18 protein-coding genes are annotated in these 19,591 nt (G+C 56.5%); 9 read left to right on the top strand and 9 right to left on the bottom strand.

The window, feature by feature from the left end:
* Positions 1-32 precede the first annotated feature (32 nt).
* From ACA061_RS13385 to ACA061_RS13350, 8 genes are all read right to left on the bottom strand, one after another.
* Entirely contained in the window at positions 33-341 is a 309-nt protein-coding gene (locus ACA061_RS13385) for a hypothetical protein (protein WP_210554751.1), read from the bottom strand.
* The gene (locus tag ACA061_RS13380) at positions 331-582 is read right to left on the bottom strand and encodes a DUF4225 domain-containing protein (protein ID WP_497301881.1); all 252 of its coding nucleotides are present in this window, start codon (positions 580-582) and stop codon (positions 331-333) included. Before ACA061_RS13380 ends, ACA061_RS13385 begins: the two co-directional genes overlap by 11 nt.
* An 8-nt stretch (positions 583-590) precedes the next feature.
* Positions 591-914, bottom strand: a complete 324-nt coding sequence (locus ACA061_RS13375; protein WP_497301879.1) for a hypothetical protein — start codon at positions 912-914, stop codon at positions 591-593.
* Positions 904-1,626 (bottom strand): DUF4225 domain-containing protein, encoded by a 723-nt coding sequence (locus ACA061_RS13370; protein WP_497301878.1) that lies wholly within the window; start codon positions 1,624-1,626, stop codon positions 904-906. Before ACA061_RS13370 ends, ACA061_RS13375 begins: the two co-directional genes overlap by 11 nt.
* A 3-nt stretch (positions 1,627-1,629) precedes the next feature.
* Positions 1,630-2,109 carry an Hcp family type VI secretion system effector gene (locus tag ACA061_RS13365; protein ID WP_150603449.1) on the bottom strand — a complete coding sequence of 160 codons (480 nt, stop codon included), beginning with the start codon at positions 2,107-2,109 and terminating at the stop codon, positions 1,630-1,632.
* Between the two features lie 220 nt (positions 2,110-2,329).
* Positions 2,330-3,661: an ATP-binding protein gene (locus tag ACA061_RS13360; RefSeq protein WP_497301877.1), complete on the bottom strand. Its 1,332-nt coding sequence runs from the start codon at positions 3,659-3,661 to the stop codon at positions 2,330-2,332.
* The gene (locus ACA061_RS13355) at positions 3,658-4,368 is read right to left on the bottom strand and encodes a response regulator (protein WP_497301876.1); all 711 of its coding nucleotides are present in this window, start codon (positions 4,366-4,368) and stop codon (positions 3,658-3,660) included. Before ACA061_RS13355 ends, ACA061_RS13360 begins: the two co-directional genes overlap by 4 nt.
* Positions 4,365-4,535: a hypothetical protein gene (locus ACA061_RS13350; RefSeq protein WP_191627646.1), complete on the bottom strand. Its 171-nt coding sequence runs from the start codon at positions 4,533-4,535 to the stop codon at positions 4,365-4,367. Before ACA061_RS13350 ends, ACA061_RS13355 begins: the two co-directional genes overlap by 4 nt.
* Here ACA061_RS13350 and ACA061_RS13345 point away from each other — a divergent pair.
* From ACA061_RS13345 to proP, 3 genes are all read left to right on the top strand, one after another.
* Positions 4,534-4,848: a hypothetical protein gene (locus ACA061_RS13345; RefSeq protein ID WP_150615677.1), complete on the top strand. Its 315-nt coding sequence runs from the start codon at positions 4,534-4,536 to the stop codon at positions 4,846-4,848. The two genes, ACA061_RS13350 and ACA061_RS13345, sit on opposite strands and share 2 nt — an antisense overlap.
* Positions 4,848-5,507 (top strand): DUF3313 domain-containing protein, encoded by a 660-nt coding sequence (locus ACA061_RS13340; RefSeq protein WP_210700065.1) that lies wholly within the window; start codon positions 4,848-4,850, stop codon positions 5,505-5,507. The genes ACA061_RS13345 and ACA061_RS13340 overlap by 1 nt, the downstream gene beginning before the upstream one ends.
* Before the next feature lie 237 nt (positions 5,508-5,744).
* Positions 5,745-7,247, top strand: coding sequence for a glycine betaine/L-proline transporter ProP (gene proP / locus ACA061_RS13335; RefSeq protein ID WP_150603444.1), 1,503 nt, complete (start codon positions 5,745-5,747; stop codon positions 7,245-7,247).
* Between the two features lie 72 nt (positions 7,248-7,319).
* Here proP and ACA061_RS13330 read toward each other — a convergent pair whose 3' ends face one another.
* Positions 7,320-8,435 carry an AI-2E family transporter gene (locus ACA061_RS13330; protein ID WP_497301874.1) on the bottom strand — a complete coding sequence of 372 codons (1,116 nt, stop codon included), beginning with the start codon at positions 8,433-8,435 and terminating at the stop codon, positions 7,320-7,322.
* A 251-nt stretch (positions 8,436-8,686) separates the two neighbouring features.
* On the opposite strand from ACA061_RS13330, the gene ACA061_RS13325 reads away from it, so the two are divergent.
* The 6 genes from ACA061_RS13325 (at position 8,687) to ACA061_RS13300 (ending at position 19,538) form a co-directional block, all read left to right on the top strand.
* Entirely contained in the window at positions 8,687-10,390 is a 1,704-nt protein-coding gene (locus tag ACA061_RS13325) for an amidase (RefSeq protein WP_210554743.1), read from the top strand.
* A 197-nt stretch (positions 10,391-10,587) separates the two neighbouring features.
* Entirely contained in the window at positions 10,588-11,883 is a 1,296-nt protein-coding gene (locus ACA061_RS13320) for an OprD family porin (RefSeq protein ID WP_210554742.1), read from the top strand.
* A 97-nt stretch (positions 11,884-11,980) separates the two neighbouring features.
* Positions 11,981-14,830, top strand: a complete 2,850-nt coding sequence (locus ACA061_RS13315) for an ATP-binding protein (RefSeq protein WP_497301873.1) — start codon at positions 11,981-11,983, stop codon at positions 14,828-14,830.
* A 67-nt stretch (positions 14,831-14,897) separates the two neighbouring features.
* Entirely contained in the window at positions 14,898-18,119 is a 3,222-nt protein-coding gene (locus ACA061_RS13310; RefSeq protein WP_210554740.1) for a hybrid sensor histidine kinase/response regulator, read from the top strand.
* Between the two features lie 52 nt (positions 18,120-18,171).
* A complete protein-coding gene (locus tag ACA061_RS13305) occupies positions 18,172-18,819 on the top strand; it encodes a response regulator (protein WP_210554739.1) in 648 nt (215 codons plus the stop codon).
* 119 nt (positions 18,820-18,938) lie between these two features.
* Positions 18,939-19,538 carry a fimbrial protein gene (locus ACA061_RS13300; RefSeq protein ID WP_497301871.1) on the top strand — a complete coding sequence of 200 codons (600 nt, stop codon included), beginning with the start codon at positions 18,939-18,941 and terminating at the stop codon, positions 19,536-19,538.
* The last annotated feature ends 53 nt before the right edge of the window (positions 19,539-19,591 follow it).

Genomic DNA, 19,591 nt, shown 5'->3' with positions numbered 1-19,591 from the left:
GGTGGTCATAGGTGCGTCTACTTTCGTGAGAATCAGCGCTTTGGTTCTTTTTCGCTTGGAACAAAAAAGGCTTGAGCGATGGCAGTTATAAATGCGATCCATCGAATTATGTAATCATCCTCAAAAGCTTCCACGGCTGGCATGAAAGACATCAATTGACCAAAGCGAGCCACGCTCATCTGGTTCCCGCCCCAAAATAAAAACAAAGCAAAAAAAACCCAAAATTTTCCATCTGTAAAGTTATCTCCTGAAATCCTTCTTGAGACAGAGCGCAAACACCAGAAGCCCGCTACAGAGACAAGAAAATATAGTGCCGTTATGAATCTCGGATCACTGATCATTATTTTTGACCTCCCGATACGGGGCGTCCACTGTAGCTGCGCCGGAAACACTTTCGATCAACAGCGAAATTTTGCTTGAACCTTCATGGCCACGAATATAATCAGCACGCACATATCTAAAAAGGCGCCATGCATCCGGCTTCAATATCAGTCTGCCGGCGCCATATACGGAAAGCCTCCACCGCCAATCATGGTGATCCCCAAAACGATTAGTTGGAGAGAGTGGTGCGGGGCTTGTCATAGGTGCGTCTACTTTCGTAAAAACCAGCGTTTTGGTTCTTTTCTGCTTGGAAAAAAGAACGCTTGAGCGATAGCAGTAATAAATGCGACCCACCGAATAACGTAATCATTTTCAAAAAAACCTATGGCTGGCATAAATGAAAGCAAGTAACCATAGCGAGCCACGCTGAGTTGATTGGTTGCCCAAGGCATTACTAATGCAAAAAACAACCAATACTTTCCATGCGTAAAGTTAACCCCTGAAAATCTTCTTGAGATGAAGAGAAAAAACAGGAAACCCGCCAGAGAAACAATTAAATATATCGACGTTATGAATATTGGCTCACTCGTCATTATTTTTGACCTCCTTATACATGGAATTTATTGTTGTGACGTCGGAAAACGCCCCGAATATCAATGCGGTCTTGTTTGAGTTCTCATAAGCCCGGACATAATCAGCACGCACATATCTAAAAAGGCGCCATGCATCCGGCTTCAATATCAGTCTGCCGGCGCCATATACGGAAAGTCCCAAGTCAACAGTCCCATAGGCCATATTCCCTTCAAATGCTCCGCCGCCAATAAATATAGCGATCTTTTGATAACCTTTTCTGAGGGGGCCTTGTGTATCTGAACGGCCCTCCCATAAATTCCGCCCGTTTTCATACACATTGTTGGCACCATGAGCCATCATCGGCGCCCCCGCGAAAAGGCATAACGTACCGACCGAGCCGTAACAAATCCCGGCACCGGCTACAAACTGAAGTGCACCTGCAATTGCGCCGACGCCTCTTTGAGCAACCTCCATTGATTGACTTAGCAGACTGACCTGCTCGTCCTTTATGTCTTTCAGTCCCTGTTCAGAGCTTTTTCTGCCCTGCGCAACGTCATTGACAATGCCTTTTGCGTAATAAGAAACCTCACGATTGAATTGAATGCGTAACGTGCCGTCTTTAATGTGGCGAGCACTTAACGTACAGGCTTGGTTCGCCAGATTGGCAGCGGCGTTACTGACCATCCAATAGTCGCAACTTCCTGGCTTGCAGCTATCCTTGGACCGGCCCATGGGTTATTCCCCCCATGAACTGTAGCCACTGGTCCCTGCCAGGTGGTGAGTCCAGATGATGTCTTGATAGCGAATAGCAAGATGTTCTTGAGGTTCGACGTCGTTCTGTAAAACCACATGGGGCATGTCAAGTGTCAGGTCGGTAACCACGCCGCCCCTGATTTCGACCGTATAAAACTTCTCCTGCAAGCCAAACGGAGAAATGCGGTAGAAGTTAATGATGCAGTTGATTTCTTCTCTGCTTGAGAGCGCTTGAGCCAGTAGCGGCGATGATTTATCAACATTCTTAGTGATGACGATCGGATTATGCGTCGGTTTATTGATATTTCCGATATTGGCCATGTTGTGGCTGTAAGACAGCACCATGATTTCGTCTGCATGGGCTGTCTGACACTTGTTGCCAATAGAGTCCTGGGTCGAACAACCCGATGAAATCAATCCTTGAGCCTTGCCGGTGATGGTCATGTAACCGTGATTAGCCATGCGTGCCCCCTCCTTTTGGTAAGCCGCACATCCTAATGAAAGGAGTTTTAGTCAGGTTGTAGGACCCTTCTGAAACGGTAAACAAAATATGTCGTGATCAAGTTTGGCGATTCAATAAAAGACCCGAGACGGCATGGCTTATTATCTGACGGAAGTTTCGTACTACCACTGAATGTCCGACGCTGATGACGGTGTCCCCTGACAGCGGCTACAGGCGCGGTCATTGAACCGGCAATTCAACCCGCGCCACCAACCCGCCGCCGCTGCGATTGCTCAACGTCAGTTCCCCGCCCTGCTCGCGCACGATGGCGCGCGCCGCGGAAAGCCCGAGTCCGACCCCGCCGGTCTCGCGGTTGCGTGAGGTTTCGAGGCGCAGAAACGGATCGAACACGCGCTCCAGCGACTCTTCGGCAATCCCCGGCCCGTCGTCGCTGACCTCGATGCAGATCGTGTAGCCATCGCCACTCAACGCGATGCGCGGGTGTTGCGCGTACTTCTCGGCATTATCCAGCAGGTTGACGATTACTCGTTTGATGCCAAGCGGCCGGCCCTCATACACCCAATGTGCGGGGCCGCTGTAATCGACGGCGATGTTCTGGTCACGGTAGTCATCGATGATGGTTTGCAGCAGTTCGGCGAGATCGAACGCGGTAGTGGACTCGCGATGCGTGTCCTCGCGAAAAAACGCCAACGCGGCGTTGATCATCGACTGCATCTCTTCGATGTCACGAATCTGTTTGCCTTGGTGATCCAGGTCTTCCATGAACTCGCTACGCAAGCGCATGCGCGTCAGCGGTGCTCGCAAGTCGTGGGAGATGGACGCGAGCATGTGCGTGCGTTCGCCGATGAAATGCTGGATCTGCGCCTGCATGGTGTTGAAGGCGATGATCGCCTGGCGGATTTCGTCCGGGCCTTCGATTTTGATCGGCGGTGCGCGCAGGTCACCACCGAAACGCCGCGCAGCGCTGGCGAAACGTTGCAAGGGTTTGGCCAGTTGGCGCGTGGCGATCCAGGCAACCAGCAACGTGGCGATCAGGCCAAGGGCAATAACCACCGCGATCCGCGTGCTGGCCTCCAGCCCCCAAACCCGTTCGGGTGGGGTGAACGACAACCAACTGCCATCGACCAGTTGCACGAGTGCGGCGTAGTGCGCCTGCGGGCTGTGGCTCGGCCAGTCGTCGGGGTTGAAGGCTTCCATGGTTCGGCCATTACCCAAAAGCAATTGCAGCACCGGCACCCTGCCCGCTTCGACCGGATTGCCGCCCGCCGGCAGCCCAAAGTCGGCGCGCTGCGCTTTCCACGCCACTTTCAGCCGCGGGCTGCTTGCCGCGTCCGCCAACTGCGGGCGCAACGGTACCGGCGCGGCCTCGATCACGCGCACGGTAGCGGCAATCTGTTCCAGCAAACCGGTACGCTCAATCGGTGGACGCGCCCAGATCCCGGCGACCTGCACGAACAATGCATTAAGGGCCAGCGACGTCAGCATCGCCGCGACGATAGTCAGGGCAATCCGCCGACTGAGGGTGTCGCGCCGCAGCATCCGGCGGATCACGAGCGGCTGACCTTGGCAGTGAACATATAACCGCCGTTGCGAACGGTGCGGATCAAATCCGGGCGTTTGCAGTCGGGCTCGATCTTGCGCCGCAGCCGGCTGACCTGGACATCAATGCTGCGATCAAACGCGTCGTGGCCCTGGCCGTGGGTCAGGTCGATCAATTGCTCTCGAGTGAGGATGCGTTGCGGATTTTCGAGAAACACCACGAGCAAATCGAACTCGCCACCGGACAGCGGGATCATCACGTTTTGCGGTGAGCGCAGTTCGCGACAGGTGATATCCAGATGCCAACCGGCGAAGGCGATCACTGGCCGGGATGGCTCACTCGGCTGGCTGACCGGTTCGCCCGCGCGGCGTTGCACGGCACGCAGACGAGCCAGCAGCTCACGCGGTGCAAACGGCTTGGTGACGTAGTCGTCCGCCCCCAGCTCAAGGCCGACAATGCGGTCGCTCAGTTCGCCCATGGCGGTGAGCATGATGATCGGAATGGCCATCTGTGCGTGCACTTTCTGGCACAGACTCAAGCCGCCCTCCCCAGGCAGCATCAGGTCGAGAATGATCGTGTCCGGTCGCTGCTGCGCGATCGCCGCCCACATCGCCTCGCCGTCCACCGCCACATCGACCTCATAGGCGTGCTGGACGAAGAACTTCTTCAGCAGCGACAGAATTTCCACGTCGTCGTCGACGATCAGCAGTCTGCTCACGGGCACAGGATCCTCAGGCCAAAAAAGAGCGCATCTAAAACCATTCTGGCGTCCGGGTCATTTATTTCAATCGAGCAACATTCCTTCGCCAGCGACATCAACCGGACATCGTCCGGCAAAAACCCTCGTGCATCCTGCACACCTTTCCAAATCAGGGGGTTGTTCATGAAGGCCTTGCACAGCAGGTATACCGCCGAGGGGCATAACGCCAAATATCCGTTGATCCTCAGCCAGCGCACCACGGCGCCGACGCACGATACGCCGATCCTGTTTCAGGAGTTTTGCCTGGGGTTGTCCAGTGATCAGAGCCGGATTGTCCTGCGCCGTTACTTTGAACAGTTCAGCCCGGCCAATGCCCAGTGGGTGGAGTACGCCCATTCGATCCCGGCCGCCGACCTCATCCACTGGATCATGACCCACGGCCAGTTGCACATCGAGTGCTCGGAAAATGCCCCGCAAACCAACAAGGATTCACATTAATGAGAAGCCATTGCCTGATGACGGTGCTTTGTACTGCGTCCCTGAGCCTGTCGGCCTGCACCAGTACAAGCGTCGAACACACGGGATTTCTGCATGATTACAGCGTTTTGACGGAACACACATCGCCGTCGGGTCACGATGTATTGGGGTGGGTCAGCCCTGCCCTGGCCAGGGGGCGTTACACCCAGGCCTATCTGGCGCCGAGTCAGTTTTTTCCCAGCGCCGAGCCCACCGCACGCATTCCCCTCAGCACCCTCGCGGGCGTCACCGACTATTACGACGCGGCCCTCAGGCACGAACTGGGCAAAGTCCTGCCACTGGTATCGACTCCCGGTCCCAATACGCTGATCGTCAGGCCTGCGATTACCCGGGTCGCCACTAGCACTCAAGGTTTGCGTTTTTACGAATGGTTGCCGGTCACACTGGTCGCGGCCGGCGTGAGCACCGCCACTGGCATTCGTGACCAAGACAGCGAAATCGCCACCGAAGTGTCGTTCGAGGACGGCTCGACCGGTGAAGTGGTTGCAGAAGTCATGCGCAAAGGCACCGGCGTGCCGCTGGACAACAATAAACAAGTGCTGACAGCTGACGACGTCAAAGTGGTGCTGGATGGCTGGGCCAATGATCTAGGCAAATCGTACGTGGCGATTCGTAAGTAAAACCGCAGAAGCAAAGTCAAAAGATCGCAACCTTCGGCAACTCCTACACTGAACACAGGACTCTGTAGGAGCTGTCGAGTGAAACGAGGCTGCGATCTTTTGATCTTGTGTTTAAAAATTAAAAAAAGCCGCGAGCGGTGAATTATTTCGTGTCCTCATGTATCAGACCCATTAAGCACGCGCCATCAAATAGATGGCATCGGCGTAACAAGATGGATCAGTAAAGAGAATACCCGGATGAAATCACGTAAAAGCAGCGTCAAACCGATTGGTCTGAAAGACATCACCATCGTCGACGACGTCAAGATGCGCAAAGCCATTACGGCCGCTGCACTCGGCAATGCCATGGAATGGTTCGACTTTGGCGTCTACGGCTTTGTCGCCTATGCACTCGGCAAAATCTTCTTCCCCGGCGCCGACCCTGGCGTACAGATGATCGCGGCGTTGGCGACGTTCTCCGTGCCTTTCCTGATCCGGCCGCTGGGCGGCCTGTTTTTCGGCGCGTTGGGCGACAAGTACGGACGACAGAAAGTCCTCGCCGCGACCATCGTCATCATGTCCCTGAGCACCTTCGCCATCGGCCTGATCCCCTCCTATGACTCCATAGGTATCTGGGCGCCGATCCTGCTGTTGCTGGCGAAAATGGCTCAAGGCTTCTCCGTCGGTGGCGAGTACACCGGTGCCTCGATCTTCGTCGCCGAATACGCGCCGGACCGCAAACGCGGCTTCCTCGGCAGTTGGCTGGACTTCGGTTCGATTGCCGGTTTCGTCCTTGGCGCCGGTGTGGTGGTGATGATCTCGGCGATTATCGGTGAAGAAAAGTTTCTCGAATGGGGCTGGCGTCTGCCGTTCTTCCTCGCCCTGCCATTGGGCATGATCGGTCTCTATCTGCGTCACGCGCTCGAAGAGACACCAGCGTTCCAGCAGCACGTGGAGAAGCTCGAACAAGGCGACCGCGAAGGTCTGGCCCGTGGCCCGAAGGTGTCGTTCAAGGAAATCGCCACCAAGCACTGGCGCAGCCTGATGACCTGCGTGGGAGTGGTAGCGGTGACCAACGTCACCTACTACATGCTGCTCACTTACATGCCGAGTTACCTTTCGCATAACCTGCACTACAGCGAAAATCGTGGCGTGTTGATCATCATCGCGATCATGGTCGGCATGCTGTTCGTGCAGCCGCTGATTGGTTTTGTCAGCGACAAGATCGGCCGCAAGCCTTTCATCGTCATCGGCAGCATTGGCCTGTTCATTCTCGCCATTCCGGCGTTCATGCTGATCAACAGCGGCAAGATCGGCCTGATCTTCGCCGGGCTGCTGATGCTGGCGGTGTTGCTGAACTTCTTCATCGGCGTGATGGCCTCGACCCTGCCGGCCATGTTCCCCACGCATATTCGCTACAGCGCACTGGCGGCGTCTTTCAATATTTCGGTGTTGATCGCCGGCCTGACGCCGACCGTCGTGGCCTGGCTGGTGGAAAGCACCAACGACCTTTACATGCCGGCTTACTACCTGATGGTAGTTGCCGTGGTCGGTCTGGTCACCGGCCTGACCATGAAGGAGACGGCGAACAAACCGTTGCGTGGCGCCGCCCCGGCAGCCTCTGACCTCGCAGAGGCGAAGGAGCTGCTGCAAGAGCATCACGACAATATCGAGCAGAAGATCGAAGACATCGATGCTGAAATTGCCGAACTGGAAGCCAAGCGCAAGAACCTGGTGCAACAGCATCCACGGATCAACTAAGGCAACATGACCTCTGCGTAGCCCGGTGTAGAAACCTGCCCGGGCTGCCGCAGCCTCTCAGCACCGCGCGAATCAGGGCAGAGTTTGCTCTGGGGGCGGTTCCAGAACCTGGGTAACGTCGGCGGGTTGATACACCCAACCGATAAACAACTCATAACCGACCGCCAGAATCACCGGCCCGGTAAACAGCCCGATAATCCCGCTGGTCACCATGCCGCCGAGGGCGCCGATCAACACGACGGGCATCGGCACGGCCACGCCGCGTCCCAGCAGCATCGGTTTGAGCACATTGTCGGAAAGCCCGGCAACCACCATCCACACGCCAAAGATCACCGTCGCGGCGCTGACCCCTTGCTGGGCAAAAACAAAAATCACCACAGGCAGCGTGATCAACAGCACCGGCAATTGGGTGATGCCCAGCAACAGCACCAATAGCGCCAATATGCCGGCCGCCGGTACGCCCATGATCACCAGGGCGACGCCGATCAGCAGCATCTGGATAAAAGCGATGCCCACCACGCCCTGAGCTACAGCGCGAATGGTCGCCGTGCACAATTGGGCAATCTGCGGCCCACGCGCGGGCCCGGAAATCCGCGTGGTGACGGCGACGGCGGTGCGATGGCCGCTTTCACCGTAAGTCATGATCAACCCGGCAACGATCAACGCTACGACGAACACCACAATGCCCGCTCCCACCCCGGCCGCCTGGTGCAGCATCACTCTGCCCCATTCCTTGAGGTGCGGCGCCAGTTCCTGGAAGGCCCAGCTCAGATCCTGCGAGGCGTGCTGCCAGATACCGAAAATCGGTGGCCCGATCAGCGGCCAGGTCTCGACATTGGCCGGCGGCGGCGGGATTTCGAAATGGCCGCTTTCAAGCACCTGCATCCCGCCCTTCACCGACTCGGCCACCGATGCGCCCAGCAGACTCAACGGCACCATCAGGATCAGCAGCCCCAGCACCACCACAATGACCGCGGCCCAGCCGTAACGTTGACCGAGTCTGGCGCCGAGCATTCTGTTCAGCGGGTACAGGGTGACGGCCAGGATCAGCGCCCAGAGCATCACATTGAGGAACGGATGGAAAATGTCGTAACAGAACAGCACCAGCATGACGATCAACCCCGCACGGATCAGCACGTCAAGCAAAGTTCTGGAACTGTTGAATGCGATCAGCGGTTTCTCTTCCACAGTGGTTCCCCTGTCAAGCGCATCGGTCGGACTGCGCTGAGCCTAGATCACCTCCTTGCATTCTTCCTGTTTGATTGATGGGTCCGCCAAGGAGGCATCGATGGACAAAAACCATCCCGCCGATTACTCCGCGCCCGGCATGGTGTTAAATAGGCGCCAGTCTTAACCTTGTCGCTAAAGCCGTGCACGAGAACTGATATGAATAGCTCTGCAAAAAACCATGACGCTCAACTGCAATCGGCGGTGAACGCATGATCGAAGTCACTGAAGTTTCCATCGCCCAACTGCGCGCTGCGCTTGAGTCCGGTCAGACCACATCGCTTGAGCTGGTGCAGGCCTATCTCGCTCGCATCGATGCCTACGACGGCGCCGACACGGCGACAGCGCTCAACGCGGTTGTCGTGCGCAACCCCGAAGCGCTGAACGAAGCCCGGGCCGCCGACGCCCGCCGCGCCAAAGGCAAAACCCTGAGCCCGCTCGACGGCATTCCTTACACCGCCAAGGACAGTTATCTGGTCAAGGGCCTGACCGCCGCGTCCGGCAGCCCGGCCTTCGTTGATCTGGTCGCCCATCGCGACGCGTTCACCATCGAGCGCCTGCGCGGTGCCGGGGCGATTTGCCTGGGCAAGACCAACATGCCACCGATGGCCAATGGCGGCATGCAGCGCGGGGTTTATGGTCGCGCCGAGAGCCCGTACAACGCTGACTTCCTCACCGCACCGTTCGCCTCCGGTTCGTCCAATGGCGCCGGTACCGCCACTGCCGCCAGTTTTGCTGCATTCGGCCTGGCCGAAGAAACCTGGTCGAGCGGACGCGGCCCCGCTTCGAACAATGGCCTGTGTGCCTACACCCCGTCGCGCGGTGTGATTTCGGTGCGCGGCAACTGGCCACTGACCCCGACCATGGATGTCGTGGTGCCGTACGCACGCACCATGGCTGACTTGCTCGAAGTCCTCGACATCGTCGTTGCAGAAGACCCGGATACACGCGGCGATCTGTGGCGCCTGCAACCTTGGGTGCCGATCCCGAGTGTCAGCACCGTACGCCCTGCCGCTTACGCTGAACTGGCTGCCGACCGCACCGCACTGGCTGGCAAGCGTTTCGCCGTGCCGCGCATGTTCATCAACGCCGACCCTGACGCTGGCACCAGCGAAGCGCCGGGCATCGGCGGCCCGACTGGCCAACGCATCAACACGCGCGCGTCGGTGATCGATCTGTGGAAACAGGCGCGTCAGGCACTGGAAGCTGCCGGTGCCGAAGTGATCGAAACCGACTTCCCGCTGGTCTCCAACTGCGAAGGCGACCGTCCCGGCGCACCGACCGTGTTCACTCGTGGGCTGGTGTCCAAAGAGTTCCTCCACCATGAACTGTGGGACCTGACTGCCTGGGCGTTCGACGACTTCCTGCAAGCCAACGGCGACCCGAAGCTCAATCGTCTGGTGGACGTCGACGGCGCGAAAATCTTCCCGCACGAGCCGGGCACTCTGCCCAACCGTGAGGGCGATCTCGTTGCCGGTATGGACGAGTACGTACGCATGGCCGAGCGTGGCATCACGCCTTGGAATGAAATCTCCACTGTTCCCGATGGCTTACGCGGTCTGGAACAAACCCGGCGCATCGACCTTGAGGACTGGATGGATAAGCTGGGCCTCGACGCCGTGCTGTTCCCGACCGTCGCCGATGTCGCCCCGGCGGATGCGGATGTGAACCCTGAGTCCGCCGACATCGCCTGGAGCAACGGCATCTGGGTCGCCAACGGCAACCTCGCGATCCGCCACCTGGGCGTGCCCACCGTCACCGTGCCGATGGGCGTGATGGCCGACATCGGCATGCCGGTCGGCCTGACCTTCGCCGGCCGCGCCTACGACGACTCCAGCCTGCTGCGCCTGGCCGCGGCGTTTGAATCGACGGGCAGCAAACGAATGATCCCGCCACGCACCCCGCCGTTGTCATAACGCTAACGACGATACCCCTGTAGGAGCTGCGGCACGCTGCGATCTTTTGATCTTTCTTTTTTTGCAATCAAAATCAAAAGATCGCAGCGTGCCGCAGCTCCTACAAGGTTTTGTGTTCCGCACAGCACATCGCCTCAATCCCTTCGCTCAAAGTCCCTTGATCATCAGCGTCAACCCTTGAATGTTGGCCACCGACCATGATTGATCGCGCACTTACGCGTATGACGCTACTTATGCTGTTATGCGGCCTGACACAAACAGCGGCAGCGGACGGTTTTTTCGACGATTCCAAATCTGAAGTGCTCAGCCGCAACTTCTACCTGAGCAACGACTACCGCTCGCCCTCACCTACCGGGAAAAACTATAAACAGGAATGGGCTCAAGGGTTTATCGGCACTTTCTCATCTGGTTTCACACCCGGTACCATTGGACTCGGCGTCGATGCACACGCATTTTTCGGACTGAAACTCGATGGCGGCAAGGGCCATTCCGGCACGGGGTTGTTGCCGGTCGACAGCGATGGCCGCAGCGAAAACGACTACTCCAGCGCCGGCGGCGCCCTCAAGTTGAAGGCTTCGCGCACCACCCTGGCGTTCGGCGAAATGACCGTCGAAACCCCTGTATTCGACACCTCCGATAAACGCCTGCAACCGGAATACGCCACAGGGTTTCTGCTCAGCAGCCGGGAGATCGACAACGTCAATCTACAGGCCGGGCATTTCACGGCATTCAAGAATCAGGATGGTTCTAGCGGAAAAGATGATTTTTACGGGTACGGTGCCAGCACAGAATCCGGCGCCATCAGCTTTGTCGGTGCCGATCTGTTTGCTGATAGTCCGCTGGGCGGCGCGCTGTATGCCTCCGAGCTGACCGACACCTGGCATCAGTACTACGGCAACCTGCATTTCAAGCAACCCGGCCTGTTGCTCGACGCCAACCTCTACCACACCCGCGACACCGGGCAGGCGCTGGCCGGGACAATCGACAACACCGCGTTCAGCCTTTCGAGCAAATACACCCTCGGCCCGCATGCAGTAATGCTCGGCTGGCAGCGGATCAATGGCAACACACCGTTCGATTTCGTCGGCGGCGACTCGATCTACCTAGCCAACTCGATCAAATACGCCGACTTCAACGGTGCCGGTGAACGTTCGTGGCAAGCACGCTACGACCTCGACCTCGGCGCCTTTGGCATTCCCGGCCTCAAGTTCATGACCCGCTACGTCTCCGGCAGCCACATCGATGGCACCCATGCGCCCAAGGGTGGTGCCTACAATCCGTTTGATGCCGATAGCGGCGAATACCAGCCGCAGCAAGGCGATGGCGGTAAACACTGGGAGCGCGACATTGATTTGAAATACATCGTGCAGTCGGGTGCGGCGAAGGATTTGTCGGTGCAGGTATCGCATGTTTCACACCGGGCCAATGAAGCTCAAGCGGGGGATGATATTGATCGGATCTATGTGGTGGTTCAGTACCCGATGGGCTTCTGAAACGGGTGACCGACAATGTGGGTGAAGAGGCTCACAAAAACGCCACTTTAAGAATCGTCTTATGCCCCGCGGATGACACAGTCCTTACAGTGGGGTAATGAGACTCAAAAGTTACCTGCATCAGATCAACCCGTTCTTATCCAGTCCCGAAGCAGCCCGCCGGCTGCTTCGTCTGTTTGCGCTGGTCCTGATGGCCGGGATCCTCAGCGCTTCGTACAACTTCTTGCGCTCCACCCTCGCCAACGATATTTCCCAGCGCCGCAGCTATATGAGCAGCGCGGTAGCAGAGGCGCAGACATTTTTTACCAGCCGCGAGTCCTTGCTTGAGAGCTTGGGGCTTTCAGCCGTATACAAGCCGATGATGGCCACCCCACTCTCCTACTCGCCGTCGATTGAGGACCATTCTGTTCAATTGGGCATTTCCGGCGGAGCTCAGTGGACCCTCTGGCTGACACGCAGAATGCTCGATTACATGCAGCGTAATCAGCTGAATCTGATTTATGTTTCCGCCGAAGCGAATCCTCAGGTGAATCGCCTGTATACCGCCAGTGCGAATCTTCCGCGGCTTCCCCGGTCGATCCTGGATCAACTGTCCGCATTGAATGACCAATTGCCGGAACGGGATCAGGAGTTGTGGTTGACTGACCAAGCGGCAAGCGCTTCGCAGTTGTACATCTTCATCCGTCTGGATGATGGCGTGAAAGACTCAGGCTGGCTCGGTCTGGAAATGGAGGGTGCAGAAATCTCCGCAGCCCTGAACGATCAAAGCGCCGGCACGTTCATGATGCTCAACTCCCAAGGTTCTCTGCTGTTTGCCAACACCCCTGCGCACCGACTCGGCGAGACGTTGAGCCGATCGCATGAGAACAACTACTTCGGTTTTGTGGGCAGCGGCTGGCTTCCCGATCATCTGGTGATCCGCAAGCAGTTGAAATCCACGGACTGGCAATTGGTGTACTCGTTCGACTTGCTGGATCTGCTGAAGGCTTTATTGCCGCAACTGATCGCGACATTGGCGTTCTGCCTGGCAAGCATGGTTTTGATCTGGCTATTGATTCGTCGGGTCGAGCACAGGTTTATTACACCGGCACTCAACCGTTTGCAGGCACTGATCGAGAGTGAAGCATTCAGCCGTGACGTGATTCAAACCGCGCCCGTCGCACTTTGCGTATTGCGGCGCACTGACGGCCAGGTGATGCTCGAAAACACCTTGTCCGAGCGTTGGCTGGGCAGTGGTGTTGAGCGCGAAATGCTCTGCAAAAGCTGGATCGAGCAAGCGTTTGATGCGACGCAACCCATTCGCAGTGACTATTTTTCCACAGCCGACGGACGCCACCTTTATTTGAGCAGCGCACCGACTCGCTACAAAAGTGAAGACGTGTTGTTCTGCGCATTCAGCGATATCAGTGCGCGCAAGCAAGTCGAGGCGGCGCTTGAAGAGGCGCGGCGATTGGCTGACGCGGCGAATGAAGCCAAAACCTTGTTTCTGGCAACCATGAGCCACGAAATCCGTACCCCACTGTATGGCGTGTTGGGAACACTGGAACTCTTGGGCCGGACTCGGCTGGACACCCAACAGAAAGGGTATTTGCGTGCCATCGAAGGTTCATCCGCGACCTTGTTGCAATTGATCTGCGATGTCCTGGACGTATCGAAGATCGAGGCAGGTCAACTGGCCCTCGAACTGCACGAGTTTGCCCCGACGGAATTGGTATACGAGGCCATTCAGGCTTACGCGGCGGCGGCGCAGCGAAAAGGCGTCCGGTTGTATGCGTGCATGGATCCACAAATGCCCGAGCGATTGATTGGCGACGTCACACGTATCCGGCAGATTTTGAATAATCTGCTGAGCAACGCAGTCAAGTTCACTGATTCAGGGCGGGTGGTTTTGCGGGTCAGGCTACTCGACTGTGCTGACGAACAAGCACAGGTGGCGTGGCAAGTGACAGACACCGGCCGAGGTATTTCCCGGGATGACCAGGCCCATATTTTCGAGCCGTTCTATCAGACTGAAGGCAATACCAATGTCGTCGCCGGAACCGGTTTGGGCCTGCCGATCTGCAAACGCCTGACGCAGCTGATGAAAGGCACACTGCGTATGGTAAGTGAAAAGGGACTGGGCAGCAGTTTTACGCTGACGTTGCCACTCGACATCGTCACCCGATCGTTGCCGGCAACGAATAGTTTGCTTCCGAACACAATCTATGTGGCGTCTGCGGTGCGAGAGTTGAACGAGTCCATCGCGGGCTGGTTGCGTCGGTGGGGGGCACGGGCTCAGGTGGCGCCCCTTGGAAACACCACAGCGGCAAGTGGCAGCCTGTTGATCGAGCTGCATGCGGGTGATGTTGAAAAACGCCTGGTGCCGAATTGGTGCGGTCCACTTATAATCGCCACCGCCAACCTGCGCAATACGCCTGCATCGCAGCCCGAATGCCGGTACGTCAATGTCAGCCACCTGTATGCCATTCACCAGGCTGTCAGCCAGGCACAAGGCCTGTGGGTCGACCAGACCACACAAAGCTTGACGACCAGCGCTTTGAAAAAACTCAATCTGCATCTCTTGGTTGCTGAAGACAATGACATCAACCAGCTGATTCTTCGTGATCAACTCGAAGAATTAGGTTGCTCGGTGGAGTTGGCCTGCAACGGTGAAGAAGCTTTGGCACTCTGGAAAGCCGGCACCTTCGATGTTGTGCTCAGTGATGTAAATATGCCGAAACTCAACGGCTACGAGTTGGCAAAAGAATTACGACGTCTAGGCTATGTACAACCCATCATCGGCGCGACGGCCAATGCCATGCGCGGCGAAGAAGCGTTGTGCCTTGAAGCAGGAATGGACCACTGCTTGGTCAAGCCGTTTGCATTGCGAGCGCTGTTCAATTGCTTGCTGCCCTATGGTCGGACAGCCCCGCAAAACGCTACGGTGCAGCCGGTCTCAAGCCAATGAAAAAAGGAGCTTAGAGACAAGATGCCCTTCAACGAGGCACCTGCATGCCCTTTGGAAATGACCGAACATGAAACACAATCCCTCCTTGCTTGAAAACCTTTCCCGAAGCTCCATGCGCCTGAACAAAGTGCTGCTGGTGTTGTTGGGCATTGCCATCCTGTTGGTGGGATTCAGCTATTGGGCTTTCCAGCGTTTGCTCAGGGAGCAAAACGACACCGTGCGATTTCACTTTGCTCGCTTGATGGAGAATGTGCAGCGGCATGAAGCGTTTCTGCGTGAAGTAGCGCAGCAAAGTGTAAGAGGGGAAATGTTCTACAAGGGTTTGAATGCGCGTTATAGCGCCAGACAGCTGCCAACCGAAGGCCCGAATATTTACGAAGGTTATGAGTTCCCCTATTCCGTTCCTTTCGGCCTGAGTTTCAACCATCAAAAACTCAAGGAAAGTGAACTGCCTAAAGTGTTCACCCTCGGCGTCCACCTTTCGAGTCTTTACAGCGCCTTTTGGTCGACGTCGCACTATCAATCGCCGCAAATCTTCTTGTACAACGACAATGACAACTTCGACATCACCGTTCCATCCAACGGCGTTCTGCACGCCGGCACAAAAGAAAGTGAGGAACCGCTTAATACGATCGTCGCGCGCGTGGCCCGACACCTCAAAGTGAAGAACAACGGACTCGCCGATGGTCGGGTGCACTGGGAAGCCTACAACGTGCCCGACGATTACCCGCGCTCAACCGAAATGCTCGCCTATATCAATATTCAGCTTGATCCCAACGAACGGAAAATCAATGGGACCAGTGAGTCGAGCGTGGTGGCGTCGCTATTGAACATGAACCAGGTCAATGATGTTGAACGCATCATGGAATGGTCGATTTACGACAGTTTCACGTTGATAACCCCCGACGGTCGTGCGGTCATCGGTTCCATCAATTCCGATCGAACACTGCATGAAGGTCTGAACATCAATCGCAATGGCATGGTGTTCAAGGTCGTGGCTAAAACGGAGCAACCCTGGACAGCCATTTATACCATCAGCTTCAAGAGTTACTTCGGGCAACTGATGTGGCCGTTGGTTGGCCTGCTGATGTTGTTACTGGGCGGGGCGGGTATCAGTTGGATGATCAGTCGCTGGTACAGGATTCGCGTCGTTCAGCCAGCCGAAAAAGCGCATCAAAGCATCGCCGAAAGCGAAGCGTTCAGCCGTGCGGTGATCGATACCGCCCCCACCGGATTGTGTGTGGTGCGGCGCACCGATTTCAAAGTGCTGCTGGAAAACCAGCGTGCCCAGCAGTGGCAAGGCACCGCAAAACTGGTAGCGGTGCTGGACCGCCATCACGATCTGGCCGATGTCGGTGAAACGCGCCTGGACATCGAAGGCCGGCACTTACATGTCGGCTTTATTTCGACCCGTTATCAAGGGCAGGACGTACTACTTTGCGCGTTCAATGACATCACGCGCCACGTCCAGGATGCCTTGGCCCTGGAAAAGGCTCGGCGAACGGCCGATTTGGCGAACCAGGCCAAGACCCGGTTCCTGGCGACAATGAGCCACGAAATCCGCACCCCGCTCTACGGCGTTCTGGGCACGCTTGAGTTACTTGGCATGACCAGCCTGAGCGCACGTCAAGAGGACTATCTACAGACCATTCAACGCTCATCGACCACATTGTTTCAGTTGATCAGCGATGTGCTGGACGTTTCCAAGATCGAATCCGGACAAATGCTGATCGAGTCCATCGGTTTTTGCCCCCTGCAACTGATCGAGGACACGCTGCATACGTATGCCGCATTCGCCCAGCGCAAGGGGCTGCTGCTCTGTGCGTGCACCGACCCCGCCCTGCCCAATCGGTTGCAGGGTGACCCGGTGCGCATCCGTCAGATCCTCAACAATCTGGTGAGCAACGCGATCAAATTCACCGACTCAGGCCGGGTTGTCCTGCGTACTCGGGTGCTGGCCAGCGACCTGGATCAAGTTTCGGTGCAATGGCAAGTAAGCGACTCCGGAATAGGTATCGCTCAGGCACAACAAACTCAGTTGTTCACGCCGTTCTTTCAAGTACGCGACGCCTCCAGCGAGGCCGGGGCCGGTTTGGGGCTGGCGATCTGTCAAAGGCTTTGCGCAATGATGAATGGCGAGTTGACCGTCATCAGTGAGCCGGGGCTTGGTAGCAGTTTTTCGCTGGACCTGAGGCTCAAGGGACTGCCCGGCGAATTGACCGATTGTATGGACATCACGCCAAGCCCGGCGACTGTCCTCGTTCGCGCCCCAGTGCCGGAACTGGCAGAGAATGTCTGCGCTTGGCTCAATCGTTTCGGACTGATGGCCCGCCCACTCAGCGATAACCTGACTGTTGAGCCTGGCGCGGTCCTGGTTGACATTCTTCCATCCTACAACGTCGCGGCCTGGCAGGGCTCGCGGATTGTCTGCCGGATAAATGGACTCAATCAGCCTGAAACGATTGCAGATACGCCAGATGTCGATTTGTACGACATCCGAGCGATCGCCCGGGCGGTCAGTCTGGTGCAAAAAGGCAAGGTGGTAGACGCGACCGAACTGGCACGCCCTGCCCAAACACCGCTTGAGTTGCGGATTCTGGTCGCCGAGGACAATCCGATCAACCAGGCGATCATCAAAGAACAACTGGAAGCACTGGGCTGTAGCGTCTGCGTTGCGGCCAATGGCGAGCAAGCGTTGGAGCAGTGGCGCGAGCGGGCTTTCGACCTGGTTTTGACTGACGTCAACATGCCCGTAATGAACGGTTATGAACTGGCCAAGGCATTGCGGAAACTGGATTTGCGCACACCTATTATTGGCGTCACGGCTAATGCAATGCGTGAAGAAGGCACCCGCTGCCTTGAGGTCGGGATGAATGCCTGGATTGTAAAACCGTTGAGCCTCAAAACATTGCGCGAACAATTGCTTGGATTTTGCTCGTTACCGGTTGAAGCCGTGTCAGTCAGTGAAGTCTCGACTTCTGTTCACCCCGAATCTTTTGATGACAACGTGGTGCTTTCGCCGCGAATGCGCAACATCTTTTCCGTGACAATGCGCGAGGACCTGGCACGACTCAACTCAGCCCTGGACAGCCTTGACATGCTGGCTGTGGCACAAAGGCTTCACAGCATTGCAGGTGCCATGGGCGCCGTACAGGCAGGCGAGTTGGCTCATGCTTGCACTGAGTTGGAGTGCCGACTGTCATCAGGCGCAGTCACCGCGACATTGCTGGCTGATGTCCGGCAAATGGTGCGGCGCATCCAGAACCTGCTCGACAAGGTTTCCCCTTGAACGACTTACATGCAGTTCACTCATCGATACACGCGTCCACGGGTTGGTTTTCATGAAAAAGTTGAACGTAGTCATTGCTGACGATCACCCGATTGTTCTGCTCGGAGTGCGCGAACTGGTTGAACGCGATAGTCGCTTTTGCGTAGTAGGTGAAGCCATCTGCTCACAAGGTCTGATCGATCTGCTCAACCTGCATTCGGTAGACATTGTCATTACCGACTACAACATGCCCGCCGACTCGCCCTATGGCGATGGCCTGAAGCTGGTTGAATATCTGCAGCGACACTTCCCTGCGGTACAGGTGCTGGTACTGACCATGCTGTCCAATCAACTGATACTCACGCGTTTGCATGAGTTGGGTGTGGCCGGTGTGATTCAAAAGAGTCAATTGCACAATGAGATTCAATTGGCCCTCGAAACCATTGCCCGCAAAGGCCAATACCTCAGCCAGCAACCCGTACCGCAATCTGTCATCAAATCCAACGCCGATATCCAACAGCGATTTTCAACCCTGTCGCCAAAGGAGTTCGAGATTCTGCGGCTGTTTGTGTCTGGAAAAAGCGTCAGTGATATCGCCCGCAGTCAAAACCGCAGTACCAAAACAGTCAGCGCGCAGAAGATATCGGCCATGCGTAAACTGGAAGTTTCTAGCGATCAGGACTTGTTGGCTTATTGTCACGCACTCAATGTTTTTAACTAACAGGGATTAAACGGCCACGACTATTAAGATTCGTCTGATGTCCTCGAAAGTGCTCGCTGACTATCTTGCTCATGCAATTTCATTCAGCACATTTCACTTTCATATAAATGGACACAACGATGAAAAACGTCTCAATCGCCCTTCTCGCTGCCGCCATACTGGGTGCTTCGTGCAACGCGCTCGCAGAAGATCCAGTAAAACCAACACAGGGTGGCAGCGGCCAAATCAGCTTTACCGGTGTGATCAACAACGATGCCTGCTCGATTGACGGTAGCGATGCCAATCACGTCATTGCCGTCAACATGGGTGATGTGTCGATCAAAGACATGGGCACCGCAGTAAATCCAGCCTCCGGTCGCGTCAGCGGCAGCAACTTCAATCTGAACGTCAACTGCAACAAAGGCACCAAGGTCGCGATGATCTTCGACGCGGCGGCAGGCGGCTCCGGTCTGGTGGCTGGCAAGAACGCGCTGGCACTGACTCGAGGCAACGGTAGCGCTTCCGGTATTGGTATCGCCCTGCTCGACAGCAATGGCCAGTCGATTGACCTGAGCTCCAAGGCAACTGCGCGCATCGAAGCCGACATGCACGGTGTAGGCGCAGAAGGCGGCGATACCACCCTGAGTTTCTCCGCGGCCTACGTGACGCTTGATGATCCAAGCACCGCAACTGCCGGTCGTGGTGACGCTACTCTGCCGTTCATTCTGGAATACGAATAAACCCAGTCTGCGATTGATTTGCGCGAGGTCGTTCGACCTCGCCCTCCCTTCTG

The sequence above is a fragment of the Pseudomonas sp. LBUM1668 genome (assembly GCF_059695715.1).
This window is presented reverse-complemented; position numbering and strand designations above follow the sequence as displayed.